Annotated in this window: 10 protein-coding genes and 1 tRNA gene; 5 read left to right on the top strand and 6 right to left on the bottom strand. The window is 49.5% G+C overall.

Annotated elements, in window-relative coordinates; translation table 11 throughout:
- The first annotated feature begins 137 nt into the window (after positions 1 to 137).
- The 4 genes from J2X05_RS00640 to J2X05_RS00625 all read left to right on the top strand — a co-directional run bounded on the left by J2X05_RS00640 (position 138) and on the right by J2X05_RS00625 (position 7137).
- Entirely contained in the window at positions 138 to 674 is a 537-nt protein-coding gene (locus tag J2X05_RS00640; protein WP_310067356.1) for an LEA/WHy family protein, read from the top strand.
- A 122-nt stretch (positions 675 to 796) separates the two neighbouring features.
- A complete protein-coding gene (gene parC, locus J2X05_RS00635) occupies positions 797 to 3055 on the top strand; it encodes a DNA topoisomerase IV subunit A (protein ID WP_310067354.1) in 2259 nt (752 codons plus the stop codon).
- Between the two features lie 108 nt (positions 3056 to 3163).
- Positions 3164 to 3436 (top strand): PilZ domain-containing protein, encoded by a 273-nt coding sequence (locus tag J2X05_RS00630; RefSeq protein ID WP_310067351.1) that lies wholly within the window; start codon positions 3164 to 3166, stop codon positions 3434 to 3436.
- Positions 3437 to 3588: 152 nt separating this feature from the next.
- The gene (locus J2X05_RS00625) at positions 3589 to 7137 is read left to right on the top strand and encodes a hypothetical protein (protein ID WP_310067348.1); all 3549 of its coding nucleotides are present in this window, start codon (positions 3589 to 3591) and stop codon (positions 7135 to 7137) included.
- A gap of 144 nt (positions 7138 to 7281) precedes the next feature.
- Here the strand turns inward: J2X05_RS00625 and J2X05_RS00620 are convergent.
- The 6 genes from J2X05_RS00620 to rpsU form a co-directional block, all read right to left on the bottom strand.
- Positions 7282 to 7358 (bottom strand) — tRNA-Ile (locus tag J2X05_RS00620).
- 153 nt (positions 7359 to 7511) lie between these two features.
- Complete coding sequence (locus J2X05_RS00615) at positions 7512 to 8777, bottom strand: sialate O-acetylesterase (protein ID WP_310067347.1); 1266 nt, start codon at positions 8775 to 8777, stop codon at positions 7512 to 7514.
- Positions 8778 to 9066: 289 nt separating this feature from the next.
- On the bottom strand, positions 9067 to 10923 hold the full coding sequence (gene rpoD / locus J2X05_RS00610) for an RNA polymerase sigma factor RpoD (protein WP_310067343.1): 1857 nt from the start codon (positions 10921 to 10923) through the stop codon (positions 9067 to 9069).
- A gap of 149 nt (positions 10924 to 11072) precedes the next feature.
- A complete protein-coding gene (gene dnaG / locus J2X05_RS00605) occupies positions 11073 to 13118 on the bottom strand; it encodes a DNA primase (RefSeq protein ID WP_310067340.1) in 2046 nt (681 codons plus the stop codon).
- Positions 13119 to 13163: 45 nt separating this feature from the next.
- Positions 13164 to 13619: a GatB/YqeY domain-containing protein gene (locus J2X05_RS00600; RefSeq protein WP_310067337.1), complete on the bottom strand. Its 456-nt coding sequence runs from the start codon at positions 13617 to 13619 to the stop codon at positions 13164 to 13166.
- Positions 13620 to 13753: 134 nt separating this feature from the next.
- Positions 13754 to 13969, bottom strand: a complete 216-nt coding sequence (rpsU, locus tag J2X05_RS00595) for a 30S ribosomal protein S21 (RefSeq protein WP_084618192.1) — start codon at positions 13967 to 13969, stop codon at positions 13754 to 13756.
- 223 nt (positions 13970 to 14192) lie between these two features.
- Between rpsU and tsaD the strand changes: the two genes are divergently transcribed.
- Positions 14193 to 15221, top strand: a complete 1029-nt coding sequence (tsaD, locus tag J2X05_RS00590; protein WP_310067334.1) for a tRNA (adenosine(37)-N6)-threonylcarbamoyltransferase complex transferase subunit TsaD — start codon at positions 14193 to 14195, stop codon at positions 15219 to 15221.
- The last annotated feature ends 8 nt before the right edge of the window (positions 15222 to 15229 follow it).

Raw genomic sequence — 15229 nt, 5'->3', positions numbered from 1 at the left:
AGCCGATTTATTATTTTACTGATTAATCAGCTTGGGTCTAAAGACGAATACTCAGTAAAAAGAGCGCGGATTAGACCACATTGACGTTAATGTACAAGTGCTTGTATTCACATTTTTTTGCTGTAAAGGAGTTTGGGATGAGTTTTATTTTCTGTGTACAAACACTATTGCGTCGAATCGTAACACCGGCTGTTGTGGTCAATACTAAACGATTGGTGATAGGATTTTTTATAACCTGTAGTTTGGGTTTGGCGGGATGTTCAAGTTTGCAACCGAAATTAGAGCAGCCCACTGTGAAAGTTGCCGGCTTGCAATTATTGCCAGCGCAAGGCTTGAGTCAGCCAATTGAAGTGAGCCTGTTGATCGCTAACCCCAATGACCGCGATTTAACCCTGCGCGGCATGTCCTACACCGTCGGTATCGAAAACTTTGATGTGCTAAGCGGCGTGAGCAATCAATTGCCTACCCTGGCTGCTTATCAAGAAACGCCGGTCAAAGTGGTAGTCACTGCCAATGTGTTGCAGTTGGTGCGCTTGATCGAACACTTTGGTCGCAATGGCGTTAAAGAAAATGTAAATTACAATTTTTCTGCCAAACTGGATTTTAGTGCCTGGTTACCTGCGCTGCGCATCAATGAAAAAGGGATGATCCCACTTGCTGCAAAAAAACGTTAAGACACAATTAACTGCTTAAATGATATCGATAAAACCGCTAATCATTTGTGTTATTGGCGAAACAATTTTTCTAAAATTCATCTAAAAAGAACCATCTGAATTTTGTATTTTCAGGATATTCAATGAGTGACGAAATAACCCTGCCCGAGGCCGATGAGCGTATAGCGCTCAAAGATTACACCGAGAAAGCCTACCTCGATTATTCCATGTATGTGATCCTCGATCGCGCCCTGCCGCATATCGGCGATGGCCTCAAACCGGTACAGCGCCGCATTGTTTATGCGATGAGTGAACTGGGCTTAAAAGCCAGCGCCAAATATAAAAAATCTGCGCGTACCGTGGGTGATGTGATCGGTAAATTCCACCCACATGGCGATTCAGCGTCATACGAAGCCATGGTGTTAATGGCGCAGCCATTTTCCTATCGCTACACACTGGTGGATGGTCAGGGCAACTGGGGTTCGCCCGATGATCCCAAATCCTTTGCCGCTATGCGTTACACCGAATCGCGCCTCACCAAATACAGCGAAGTCTTGCTTGAGGAATTAGGGCAGGGCACGGTTGATTGGCAGCCCAACTTTGACGGTACACTTGAAGAACCCATCGTATTGCCCGCCCGAGTGCCTAACGTTTTATTAAACGGCACTACCGGTATTGCTGTGGGTATGGCGACGGATATTCCGCCGCACAATTTGCGTGAAGTGGTTAATGCTTGTGTGCATTTACTCGACAATCCGCAGGCGACGGTCAACGATTTGTGCCAGCACATTCTCGGCCCCGATATGCCCACCGAAGCGGAAATTATTTCGCCGCGTGAAGAACTGATCAAAATGTACGAAACCGGCCGCGGCAGTGTACGCATGCGCGCGGTTTGGCAAAAAGACGAAGAGTCGGGCGATATTATTATTACCGCATTGCCGCATCAGGTCAGTGGTGCAAAAATCCTGGAGCAAATCGCCGCGCAAATGCAAGCCAAAAAATTGCCGATGGTTGCCGACCTGCGCGATGAATCTGATCACGAAAATCCTACGCGTCTAGTGATTATCCCGCGCTCCAATCGCGTTGACGTGGATCAGGTGATGCAACATTTATTTGCCACCACCGAGTTGGAGCGCACCTATCGTGTAAACATGAACATGATTGGTATCGACGGTCGCCCGGCAGTGAAATCGCTCACGAAAATTTTGAGTGAATGGTTGAGTTTCAGGACCGTCACTACCCGCCGCCGTTTGCAATATCGTCTGGAAAAAGTGGAAGAGCGTTTGCTGCGTTTGGCAGCATTGATGGTGGTGTTCCTCAATGTTGATGAAGTGATCCGCATCATCCGCGAAGAGGATAATCCCAAACCGGTACTGATGGAGCGTTTCAATTTAATTGAGATGCAAGCGGAATATATTCTCGAAACCAAATTGCGCCAATTGGCGCGCTTGGAAGAGATGAAAATTCTGGAAGAAAAAACCGCGCTGGAAAAAGAGCGCGATGGTCTGCAAAAAATTCTTGAATCGGCAGTGAAATTAAAAAATCTGGTGCGCAAAGAATTGATCCAAATTGCCGAGGCCTTTGGCGATGATCGCCGCTCGCCGATTGTTGCGCGCGCGGAAGCTCAGGCGTTGACTGAAACGGAATTGCTGAGTGTCGATCCGGTGACGGTAGTGATTTCCGACAAAGGTTGGATTCGCGCCGCGAAAGGTCACGATATAGACCCGGAAGGCTTGAGCTACAAAGCGGGCGACAGTTTCAAATATGCGCTGCGCGGCAAGAGCAACCAGCAAGTGATTTTGATTGATTCCACCGGGCGCAGCTATTCATTGCCTGCGCATAACTTGCCTTCCGCGCGCGGCCAAGGCGAGCCATTGAGTGGCCGTATCAGTCCGCCCAGTGGTGCAACTTTTGAAGGTGCTTTGATGGGCACGGACCAGCAGCGCGTGCTGCTGGCGTCGGATGCTGGTTATGGTTTCATCGCCCGACTGGAAGATCTCACCAGTAAAAATAAAGCGGGTAAGGCACTCTTGTCTCTACCTGACGCAGCGCTGGTTTTGCCGCCACAATTGCTTGATAATCCCGAGCAGGCATTGCTGGCGGCAGTGAGCAATGATGGCCGCCTGCTGGTGTTCCCGGTAACGGAATTGCCGGAGCTGGCGCGCGGCAAAGGCAATAAGATTATGAACATTCCATCGGCGCGCGCAGCGGCACGTGAAGAGTTTGTAGTTTCGGTCAATGTCATCAGCCCCGGCCAGTGCCTGACGCTGCATTCGGGTAAACGCCACATCACCTTGAAGATGTCCGATCTGGAGCATTACAAAGGTGAGCGCGGCCGACGTGGCAACAAACTTCCTCGCGGTTTCCAAAAGGTGGATAAAGCCGAAGTGACCGATAAGTGAGTTAAACAATAGGGGCGGTTATTCCGCCTTTATTTTTAGTGCAACGCGCGCAGCAAAAATTACACAACCCAGATAAAAAAATGCAACAACAATAACGCAGGAGTTTTCATGAGCTCAAAAGACAAGCGTCGTCATGTGCGTACAGCCTTTGCTTGCCGGATTAAAATTACCCATGATTCAGTGGGTGAGTTGTTGGTAAAAACCCGCGATATTTCTGATGGTGGTGTATTTGTCGTGCTTGAATCTGAGCAAATACCACCAGTTGGTACGAGGCTTAGGGGGCAGGTACAGGGGCTGATGGACGATGCACCGGTTTTACAGCTGGAAGTGGTACGTGTAGAGCCAGCGGGTGTTGGCTTGCGTTTTATACAAGAAGATTAGTGACTGGCTTACCTTGTAATCGCTTGTCCAGGCGATTGCTTATTAATTATATCGCTGCAAAGCGTTTTCCTTTTTTAGTGCTTTCAGAATCTGCTGAGTCCGTACAATACGAATAAGATCACAGCAGAGTACTGAAAACTGAAGGAGTTTTTGTGTACAAGCTTATCTATAAAAGCCAATTTGCTGCAGGGTTTGATGCGGATCAAGTCGTGGGTAATTTGGCGCAGTTGCTCCAACTAAAACCAAAAACCGTTCGCTTGGTGTTTCTCTCTCAGCGCCCCAGTGTGATTAAAATTCTCGAATCCTCTGCCGAGGTTGAGCAGTGGCGCGCTGCATTTTTGGAAGCGGGTGTCCATCTGGATGTGGTGAGTATGGCCGCAGCAGATGCCGATAGCATTGCCGACCAAATTGAATTGGAATTGGAACTGCACAGTCTCGATGAGGAGCTTGATGAAGAGGAGGAGACTCCACGCCAGTTGCTGGTAAAAAAAATTATTGCGCGTGAAGAAGCGGAGGATGCTGAACTCGCTGCAGTTAATACGGAGGTGGCTCCTGTACCTGTTGTTGCAGAAATAACTGCACCAAAAAAATCGGAAGCTGCGCAACAACCTATTCCTCCTGCAGCTCCTGCAGTAAAAGAAAAAATTAAAAACCCGACAGTAAAAGAAAAAAAACAGCCAGTAGCCAAACCAGAAAAAAAATCAACGGAGCAGGCTGTCACAGCAAAAGCCGCGATGACTCCGGCGATCACTAGTTCCCCCTTACCAGAGACGATAACCGCAATTCCGGAACTGGACGTTGCGCAAGCTCAGCAAGGCACTGATGAGCCTGTCATTAAAAAGGATGCAGTTGTTACGCTCGCAACGGAAGCTAAAGCAGCTCCGGAGCTTGATGCTAAATCTGAAGTTAACACGAAAACTGAAATTAATATTGAAGCTGGCAGTAAACCGCAATCAGAACCTGATGGGGAGCCTGAAATTGCTACTGCAGCCGTTAGTTCGCAGTCAGCCGAGTTAGAAGAAAAAGTAGAGGAAAAAACAGAAGAGGTGCCAGAGGACGATGCTCACGTGGAAGTGGATTTTCATAAATCCTCATTTCTGTGGGGCATGTTAGCCATCCTATTGGCTATAGCACTAACCGCAGCAACTATCTTATGGTTAAAGCGTCCCTTGTGGCAGCCAGCGACACCTTCAGCGCAAAACGAAAAAATAGTGAATGCGCTGGCAACCGAACCCCTGTTTGCATTGGCGCATGTCGATGTGCCGCGCCTGCAACAATTGCCCGATGTACTGCAATCCGGTGCGGGCTTAACTAATTTGCCCGCACCCGATGTGAATTTTTGGCGCAAGCTGGAAGAGTCCGGAATCAATATTGCGCACCAATTGGATCAAGTCTGGATCTCCGCTTATCGCACCAATAACCAAACCCAGCCGCTCTGGGTTTTGACCGGGAAATTTAATGCGGAAGAATGGCGCGCTTGGTTGAAAAAAAATTATACGATTGATGAAGACTCACCACAGCAAGTCGTGTTTTCGTCGGTAGATGAAAATACCTGCGAAAAACAGCCGGTGATCATGGCCGTAATTGACGCTGACCGGATTGTGTTGGGCGCGCCGGAGCGAGTTGCCGCATTTCGTGGGCGTTTGGATGCCGGTGCGCCTGCCGATAAAGATTTATCGGATTGGCAAACCATTAGTGCAAAACAAATGCTCAGTGTTGCGTTATTTAATCCGGCGCAATTTTCCGAAGCCTCTACGGCGATGGCACTGGGGAAATTGTCGATAGATGTTACACCGGTAAAAGGGATTTATCTCGGAGTGGCGCCGCAGTTATTTCCGCCGGTGCTGAAATTTAATGCCGTCATGGTAGGTGCTAATCAAGAGTTTATTAACGCAGCTGAAAAGGCTATAGCTCCGCTGCTCAGCAATGCAAAAAATACCATGGTGCAGGATTGGCCGGAAACTTTATCCATTTATGAGCGAATCAAACTCACCAAATTGGAGCAGCAATTACAGGCTTCGGTATTTTTCGATGAGCAGTTACAACCGCAATTACAATTATGGGTTAACTCGTTATTAGCGCGAGCCTTTGCCATGAGCGATAACCCAACTGTAATCTCGGAGGAGCGGCTCGATGAAAAACCGCGTGCATTTAGTGAGTTACCATCATCAACCTTACCTGACTTTGCGCTAAACAAGCATTTAAATACCGCGTTCACAGCGCAAACAAGTACAGGCCCGTTTGGTGTGGGAATTAGCAGTATTGATGCGACTGCAGAAGGTACGGTGATTACTCTGGATGTCAGCGCATTTAATTTGCCTAATCTCGGCAAAGAAGCAGATCCTATTCAATTGCGTATTCTCGATATCGTTGATCACCAGGATCAGTCGTTGTTGTCGCCGGGTAGCTGCGATGCAACTGGCGTGCGTCGTGTTGCCAAAATCGACATGGTTTACGACGGCGCGTTTCTTGATCAGGGGCAGCCGATTCATTACGTCGGTACACAGGGAACGAAAAAAATTCTGCTGCCGGAGAATGTTAATCTCTCCTCGATCGGCGCAATTAAAGGTGAACTTAGTTACAACTTACCGCTCAACGTCGAGCGTATAAAAGTGGATTTGCCATTGGCCGGTAAAGTAATTAATTCACATGGACTGCAATTGCGCTTCCTGTCTTCCGGTGCAAACCGTTTGTATTTTCAACACTCAGGTAATAGCGAAGCACTTTTACAAGTAAATGCATTAAATGCAGAAGGCAAGGTGCTGGCGACAACCAATGCAATGCGCGGTGTGAATTTTTTAGCCGCAGGAGAAACCGCCGGTATTGATGTACAAGGTAGCATCGCCGCCGCTGAAGTGATTGTGGCGAGCAAAATGGAGAAAAAAATATATCCATTCAGTTTTGGGCGCATTCAACCGCTGGAGCAAACATTTGCACAGGAAAAGCCTGCGCCGGAATTATTAACGGTAGCAGCATTGGCTGCGCTTAAACAGGATTCACCACCAACGGATGTCCAATATCCCTTTCAGGCTCCGCAGCAAACCATTGTTGCAGGGCCGGCGTTAATTGCGGTAAATCAAATGAATATCCAGGCACAGCAATTATCGTTAATGGCTGATATTTATCTGCGCAACCAACATCCGTTAACACGCCAACTCAGCGCGGCGCGTTTTTTTATTACGGAAGTAGAAGATTCAGCCGGTAATATTCACTCTGTAAATTTTCAGTCACCCATTGCGTTGGAACATGCTGGTGGTACATGGGCAGAAGGAAAATTTCAAACTGATCCCGCACAGCCCTGGTTGCGCGGTCAATTGGATTTGCGCGGGCAGGATTTAGGCGTGAGTGATGTTATTGCTTTCTGGGGCAAGCTGGTTTTCTTGGCAGCATCAGATCCTATTGCAATTCAATTACCGTTCCAGTTCGGTATGCAGTGGAATGGCGCTGACTCCTCATTTAAATTGGCGCGCTGGGAAGCTGGGCGCTTGTTATTTGATATTCACGGCAGCTTTCCCGAACTTATGGCAATCACCGCATTGGATGACAATGGTGCAGCCGTGAGTCAAGCAGCAGAGTTGCGTGGTAACCTCGGCGTAAATCAGGTTGAGTTGCCCATTAAGCAACGACCCGCAACAATCGAATTCAGTATTGCGCGCAATCAGCAAACCGCTGAGTTTCCTTTCGAGATTCGTGCGCAGTAGCCCCAATGTGAGTTGGTTAAATTGCAGAAACTATCGCGTAGGAAAGTAATGGAGATTTTTTTAAAATAACTACAATTTGTAAAATGCAGATTTTGTATAAATGGTAGTGAATGTAATTTTGAAGTGTCAAAAACTAATTTGATGTGGTGGGCCCAGCTGGACTTGAACCAGCGACCTGCCGATTATGAGTCGGATGCTCTAACCAACTGAGCTATAGGCCCCAAAGGAAACTGCAGAAACGCAGTGTGCGGCATTATAGTGAGTTGTGCTCTATGTGGCTAGGGTTAATTCTGTTGGATTTTTATCAAATTGTGATCAAAAAAAACCGCCAATCGGCGGTTTTTTTGTATTTGCGCTATTGTTGGCGTGAGCCTCTAATTACACACGGTGCCGGATACCGCGGGTGTAATTGCGGTTCCGTTTGGTTTGGTGCCTTGGAAGCCGAATTCGACCGATTGACCGGGTTGAATGGTTTTATTCCAATCCATATGGGTGGTGGTATAGGGGTTACTTCCTGTCATCACGCCATTCCACAGGTTGGTTATGCGGGTCGCGTTAATGTAGCTCCAGCTTACACTCCAGCCATTAATTGCAGTCGCGCTGGTGTTGGTAATTTTTATCGACGCAGTAAATCCGTTGCCCCAATCATTAGTGGTGGTGTAAACACATTTTCCAGTACTGGTCGCTCTGGACGAGCTTGAGGCACTTCTTGAGGTTGTAACGCTACTTGAGTTCCGTGACGAAACAGAAATGCTTGAGCGAATGGAAGAGCTGAGGGATGAACTGCGAACGCTGCTGGATGAGATGGAGCTGACCACGCTGTTTCTATCAATCTTGTCGAGCATGATTTGCGCATAGCGCCTGCCAAATTCGCGATAGGACGCGGTGGTGAAGTGATACACATCCATTCCCGGCAGGCCCATCGCTGAAACCACGTGGGCATTGCTGATTAATCCGGGCAACTTTCTAACCTCGGCATTGTGCCAGTGACAGCAAGATCCATAATCCGCATAGAGCAATTCGCCAGCGAGAAAAGGCACATCGCCAATACCAAGATCTCTACGCAAATCCGTAACGATTTCTTTGACCTGGTTTTTCCAATTCGGGTCGCTGGTGTCGCTCTCACCCTGATGGAAAATAATGCCTTTAATGACACCGGCTTGTTGAGCTTTTTTGGCCATGTCGAGTAGCCATGCATAGCCGCCGTTGAACTGTGTTGGAATGTTTTGGTTATTTCGACCTATAGGCGCCGATTTTTGGTACAGCTCAATTGGAGTACCGGAGACCGCAGCGGGAACTAATCCAATGGTGACAGAACTCGGCATGCCATCTGCCATGTTTTTTCCAAAATAATCACCAGGCCCCAGCCCGCTGTAGCATCGATTGAGTGGCGGTGATGCGACATACCAGTTGCCATAGGTGCGACCTAAATTGCCGCAGTTTAAGTCTGCCATTACTTTTACACGGGGATTTGTAACGCGATCCTGGTTTTCAATAGGGGCAGCGCCCTCCATGTTGGATTGGCCAAACATCAAGTAAATATGAAAATTTGGATCTGGCGCGGCAGAAACTTGAGTTGCCGCCATCGAGAGCAGCATCGGGAAAAGCAATTTTCCCAGCATATTATTTTTATTGAACATGGATAACTCCTTCATTGTTAAGTGGGGGGGATGGGTGTGTAGTCGTTATTTTTTGAACCACTAACTTCAAAGTTCGCGCGGATACTAGTCGCGGAAATGCCAAATGGCTTGATTGAATTGCAGGAATGCTTGATGGGTGCAGGAAGTTGAAGCTTTATTGTAAAAAGGAGAAGTGCAAATTTTGCGAGTGCTGATTTTGGGCGGCCACTCGACTTTGGTTGAGCATCAGGTTTTAATGAAGTGCATAAAATAAAACCCGCCGAAGCGGGTTTTATTGGGTGATGATCTATTAATCATCCAGGAAGCTGCGCAGGTGATCAGAGCGCGATGGGTGGCGCAATTTGCGCAACGCCTTGGCTTCGATCTGACGGATACGCTCGCGCGTTACATCAAATTGTTTGCCTACTTCTTCCAGGGTGTGGTCGGTGTGCATGTCGATACCAAAACGCATGCGCAGTACTTTGGCTTCACGCGCAGTAAGGCCTGCTAGCACTTCGCGAGTCGCTTCCATTAAGCCTTCCATTGTCGCTGATTCCACCGGAGAAATAATGGTGGTGTCTTCGATAAAATCGCCCAGATGCGAATCTTCATCGTCGCCGATTGGCGTTTCCATGGAGATGGGTTCTTTGGCAATTTTTAGCACTTTACGTACTTTGTCTTCCGGCATTTCCATGCGCTCGCCGAGTTCTTCCGGCGTAGGTTCACGACCCATTTCCTGCAGCATTTGACGTGATACGCGATTGAGTTTGTTGATGGTCTCAATCATGTGCACTGGAATACGGATGGTGCGCGCCTGATCGGCGATGGAGCGGGTGATCGCTTGGCGAATCCACCAAGTTGCGTAAGTAGAAAATTTGTAGCCGCGACGGTATTCAAATTTATCCACTGCTTTCATCAAGCCGATGTTGCCTTCCTGAATCAGATCGAGGAATTGCAAACCGCGGTTGGTGTATTTTTTCGCGATAGAAATAACCAGACGCAAGTTGGCTTCAACCATTTCCTTTTTCGCACGACGTGCACGCGCTTCACCAATCGACATGCGACGGTTGATATCTTTGATACTGGCGAGACTCAAGCCGCTTTCTGCTTCAATCTGTGCAAGTTGCTGTTGTGCAGTTTGTACATCGGGCAATACACGTTCGAGTTTGTCTGCGTGCTCAACTTTACCTTTGAGGAATTCAGGCAACCAGGCATCGTTGGTTTCGTTGCCGGGAAATTCTTTGATAAAGGTTTTGCGTTGCATCTGGGCTCTGCGGGTGCACAGATCCATAATATGACGCTCTTGTCTGCGGACGTTGTCGAGCATCTCGCGCGCTTTGGTGTAGATGGGGTCGAATTGTTTGGTCGGCAATTTGAAGAATTTGAACAGATCGCCCAAGGCGGACAATTCTTTCTCTGCTTGCTTGCTGCCGTAGCCATATTTGGCGAGGGTTTTGTTCACTTTGTCTTGCTGCTTTTGCAGCTCTTCAAAGCGAACGCGCGCTTCTTCCGGATCTACACCGGAAACCGCTTCTTCTTCGTCTTCACTTGCAGCTTCTTCTTCGTCGTCATCGCCAGCAGGTTTTGCACCAGCAACAGCCACAGGGATTTCTTCAACTTCAGCAAGTGTTGCAGGAATGTCCTCCACCGGATCAAGCCAGCCAATAATGACGTCAGCAAGGCGGCGTTCTTCTTTGGCGACCAGTGCGTATTCGTCGAGCACTTGCTGTACGGCACCTGGCCAGTAGGCAACGGCGTGCATTAATTCGCGCACACCTTCTTCGATACGTTTGGCGATAACAATTTCGCCTTCGCGCGTCAGCAACTCAACCGTACCCATCTCGCGCATATACATACGCACGGGGTCGGTGGTGCGGCCGGTTTCCGTTTCTACGGCAACCAGTGCGGCGGCGGCTTCGGCAGCGGCGATTTCATCCGCAGCAGAGTCGCCATCGGTCATTAACAGGGTGTCGGCGTCGGGTGCTGTTTCATAGACGCGGATACCCATGTCGTTGATCATCTGGATGATGTCTTCGACCTGATCCGGATCAGAGATGTCTTCCGGCAGGTGATCGTTTACCTCGGCATAGGTCAGATAACCTTGCTCTTTACCGCGGGCGATCAGTTCTTTAATACGGGACTGTTGCTGTTGGACGTCTTCAGACATTCGAAACCCTATTTAAAACCTGATGAGTGAAATGCAAAGCCCGAAATTATACTCCACTTGCTTGTGTGGATTCTAGGCGATTGGGTGGTGAGGTAATATTCTTCAGCCAGATAGCACCAAATTGTGCGTGTTTTGACCAGTTTTACGGTTTATGGTTGCACTTTTGTGGCCAGTGCGGCGCGCACCAGCTGATCGCGCTCTTCTTTGGTGAGTTGAGTTAAGTCGGCATTTTTGAGTTTTGCCAAGGATTCTGCCGTTTTTTTCTGCTTTTGTTGTTGGCGCAGTTTTTCCATGGCATCGCTAAATGCCGCTTGGGTGTCGTAATCGGCTTTGGCCGGTTTATCTTGTCGGCTTTGGGTTAAGGCATTTGCTGCTTGTAGCAAATCGTGCCCGGCAACGGCGGCCAGTCGCTCGGTATTGTCTGCGCCGTAAATGCCGCGCCAGTAACCAATCAAATGCGAGAGGTTGTAGTGCGGCCGTTCATGCAACACTTTGAGCAAGCGGCCAAGCATCAGGCAGTCGAGATCTGTTTCGTCAGCCAGCCATTCCTCATGGTTGTGCTCAAGGTTCGCCAGTGTTGGATAGGTGAGCAGTAGTGCCAGGGCTTTGCGCACTGGCGGCATTAAATATTTGCTTGCGCGCGCCTGCAATTCTGGCTTATAAGCCGTATTGATGGCTTTGCGTTGCGCGCGCGGCTCTTCATAAAATTCGTGATAATCCGTTGGTGGCAGCTCTTGCGGAAAATCGCCGTACTCCTCGTAAATTGCTAGCGGTGGGTGATCCCATTCCAGCTCATTTTTTCTCGGCAATACAACTTTTGGTATGGTGTCTTCTGGTTTGGCTGGTGCAGGCGGCACTACAAAAAGCGGTTGCATCTCGCCTTTGCTTTGCTGTTCCTGAATCAATTCCTGCAGGATGTTGCGATTGAGCCCAGTACGAGTTGCCAGGCTTTCAAACATCAATTCGCGGAATACACCTTTGGGTAAGCGTTCCAGTAGCGGCGCGGCACGCTTGCTAAAGGTGGCGCGGCCTTCCATGGTGCGGATGTTTAATCCCTCCGCCACTGCATCAAATAGGTAATCCTCAAACGGCACCGCCAGCTCGATCATGCGCTCGAATTTATCCGGGCCGATCTGGCGTACCAATGTATCCGGATCTTCCCCTTCAGGCAGGAACAGGAATTTCACGGTGCGGCCATCGGTCATGGTGTCGAGTGATGCTTCTAATGCTCGATGAGCGGCACTGCGTCCGGCTTTGTCACCGTCAAAACAGAACACCACCTCATTGGTGTATTTGAAGGCGCGATCGAGATGGTCTGGGCCGCAGGCGGTGCCCAGTGTTGCGACGCCGTAACCTATCCCGAACTGTGCGAGGCTGACCACATCCATATAACCTTCAACGACCAGCAAGCGCGGCAGTTCGCGATAGGCGAGGCGCGCCTCGTAAAGCCCATAAAGTTCCTGTCCCTTATGGAATACGGGTGTTTCTGGGGAGTTGAGGTATTTGGGTTTGTCGTCGCCCAGCACGCGCCCGCCAAAGCCAATGACCCGCCCGCGGGTATCGCGGATGGGGAACATAATACGATGGCGGAAGCGGTCGTAAAGTTTCTTTTCTTGCTCCTGATGAATCAACATACCGCCTTCGATCAGCAGGTGCTTGTCTTCATCGTTGTGCGCGAGGCTTTTGAGTAAATTGTCCCAGCCGGGCGGCGCGAAGCCGACGCCATAGGCTTTGGCGGTTTTGCCATCCAAGCCACGATTTTTTAAATAATTTACTGCCAGGTGTTTACTGGGGTGATGGCGCAATTGCTGCTGATAAAAATTATCTGCTTTTTCCAGCAGGGTGTAGATACTGCGTTTTTCCTGCTCACGTTTCTCCTGCGCTTCGGTTTGCACCTCGCGCGGTACTTCCAATCCGGTCAGGCGAGCGAGTGATTCAACGGCTTCAGGGAAGCTGAGTCGCTCGTAATCCATCACAAAGCCCAGTGCATTGCCGCTCGCGCCGCAGCCGAAGCAGTAATAAAACTGTTTGTCCGGGCTTACAGTGAAGGAGGGGGTTTTTTCGTCGTGGAAAGGGCAGCAGGCGCTGTAGTTTTTACCGGTTTTCCTGAGTTTAACGCGACTATCGACCACATCGACTATATCGAGGCGGTCGAGCATGTCATCAATAAAATTTTGTGGGATTAAACCGGCCATGAAATCGTCGCCTGGAGGGGATAGCTAGAAACTAGCAGCTGACGACTAATTGCTCAACTTGGCTTTAAGCAACTTGCTCACTTCGCCCATGTCTGCACGGCCTTGCACTTGGGGTTTGATCAGCGCCATGGCTTTACCCATATCGCGTGCTTCAGTCACAGCGGCATCGGCTAATGCTTTGCTAACAATAGCATCAAGCTCGGCAGCGCTGAGTGCAGCGGGCAGATAGGCTTGAATTTCAGTGATTTCGTAAGCTTCTTGCTCGGCGAGCTCCGGGCGATTGGCGTTGCGATACTGTTGTTCGGAGTCGCGACGCTGCTTGACCATTTTGTCGAGCACGACCAAGGCGCGGGCGTCATCAACTTCGATGCGCTCGTCCACTTCGATTTTTTTAAATTCCGACATCACAAGACGCAAAACCGCGACGCGCTCTTTTTCTTTAGCGCGCATCGCGGTCTTTAAGGCATCATTTATGCGGTCTTTTAGCGTTGGTTGACTCATGATTCACCGGTATTGAGTAATCAATTTGGGTACAGGAGTGGAACGCACAGCTCGTTAGTTGACAGATGCAAACAGGCTAACGAGCGGAACCGGTCAAAACTAACTATTACTACCGACAGAGTCGGCGCAATAACTTAGTACAGACGGGTAAACTTTTTAGATTCGCGTTGTACCTTTTTAGCATGACGCTTAACAGCGGCAGCAGCATCACGCTTACGAACGGTAGTTGGCTTCTCGTAGCATTCGCGAGCGCGAACGTCAGCCAAAATGCCTGCTTTTTCACAAGCGCGCTTGAAGCGACGCAGGGCTACGTCAAAGGGTTCGTTTTCTTTAAGTTTTACTGAAGGCATGCTGTTACCTGTAATCAAAGAGAGCTAATAAATGATGTCTTGTGGATAGGCGCCAGAGTGTAAACACAGTGAAGTATCCGAGGGGTGCGGATTCTATACGCTTCTTATGGCAGCCGCAACCTTGCGCGCGTGAGAGTGCTGGGTTTTCGCGATGCCAGCCTTTATCATAGCCGCCCTGTGTTGGTGATCGCCCCTGAAAATAAGGGCGGCAAGAGGTTGGTTTATGCGTGTATTGGGTTTGGAAACGTCCTGTGATGAGACAGGGGTGGCAGTTTACGACAGTGAGCGAGGCTTGCTGGCGCATGTCCTGTATACCCAAATCGCACTGCACGCGGAGTATGGCGGTGTAGTGCCGGAACTTGCGTCGCGCGATCATGTGCGCAAATTGCTGCCGTTGATTAATGAGGTAATGGCCGCGAGTGGCTCTACTGCTGCCGATATAGATGGTATTGCATACACCTCGGGCCCAGGCCTTATCGGTGCCCTGATGGTCGGCGCGTCTATGGGGCGCTCACTGGCTTATGCATGGGATGTTCCGGCGATTGGCGTTCATCATATGGAGGGCCATTTGCTCGCTCCCATGCTGGAGGCCAATCCGCCTGCATATCCATTTGTAGCCTTGTTGGTATCGGGCGGTCACACCCAGTTGGTAAAAGTCGATGCGCTGGGTGAGTACGAATTGCTAGGCGAATCGATTGATGACGCGGCAGGCGAGGCGTTTGATAAAGCCGCCAAAATGCTCGATCTGGATTATCCCGGTGGCCCGCAAATCGCCAAACTTGCCGACCAAGGTAATGATGGTCGATTTAAATTCCCGCGCCCAATGGTAGATCGTCCCGGTTTGGATTTCAGTTTCAGCGGATTAAAAACCGCAACACTCACGACGGTTAATGCCAACAAACAAGCGAATGGTTTGCCCGATGACCAAACCTGCGCCGACATCGCCAATGCATTTCAAGCTGCCGTTGTTGATACGCTTGTGATCAAATGCAAGCGCGCACTAGAACAAACCGGCATGAAAACGCTTGTAATTGCCGGTGGCGTTTCGGCTAATAAAAAGTTGCGCGCTGATCTGGATGCAAGCCTCGCCAAAATTGGCGCAAAAGTATTTTATGCACGCCACGAATTCTGTACTGACAACGGCGCCATGATCGCCTACGCCGGCTGCCAGCGTTTGCTTGCTGGTCAACACGAAGGTCTCGCCATTAATGTCAAAGCGCGCTGGCCACTCAACACACTCTCTCCACTTTAAAAGAAGTT

Source organism: Cellvibrio fibrivorans, from assembly GCF_031457055.1.
GTDB lineage: Bacteria > Pseudomonadota > Gammaproteobacteria > Pseudomonadales > Cellvibrionaceae > Cellvibrio > Cellvibrio fibrivorans.
This window is presented reverse-complemented; position numbering and strand designations above follow the sequence as displayed.

Coding starts and splice junctions, on each gene's coding strand:
- J2X05_RS00640 (WP_310067356.1), top strand. CDS start 138: ATGAGTTTTATTTTCTGTGTACAAACACTATTGCGTCGAATCGTAACA.
- parC (WP_310067354.1), top strand. CDS start 797: ATGAGTGACGAAATAACCCTGCCCGAGGCCGATGAGCGTATAGCGCTC.
- J2X05_RS00630 (WP_310067351.1), top strand. CDS start 3,164: ATGAGCTCAAAAGACAAGCGTCGTCATGTGCGTACAGCCTTTGCTTGC.
- J2X05_RS00615 (WP_310067347.1), bottom strand. CDS start 8,777: ATGTTCAATAAAAATAATATGCTGGGAAAATTGCTTTTCCCGATGCTG.
- rpoD (WP_310067343.1), bottom strand. CDS start 10,923: ATGTCTGAAGACGTCCAACAGCAACAGTCCCGTATTAAAGAACTGATC.
- dnaG (WP_310067340.1), bottom strand. CDS start 13,118: ATGGCCGGTTTAATCCCACAAAATTTTATTGATGACATGCTCGACCGC.
- J2X05_RS00600 (WP_310067337.1), bottom strand. CDS start 13,619: ATGAGTCAACCAACGCTAAAAGACCGCATAAATGATGCCTTAAAGACC.
- rpsU (WP_084618192.1), bottom strand. CDS start 13,969: ATGCCTTCAGTAAAACTTAAAGAAAACGAACCCTTTGACGTAGCCCTG.
- tsaD (WP_310067334.1), top strand. CDS start 14,193: ATGCGTGTATTGGGTTTGGAAACGTCCTGTGATGAGACAGGGGTGGCA.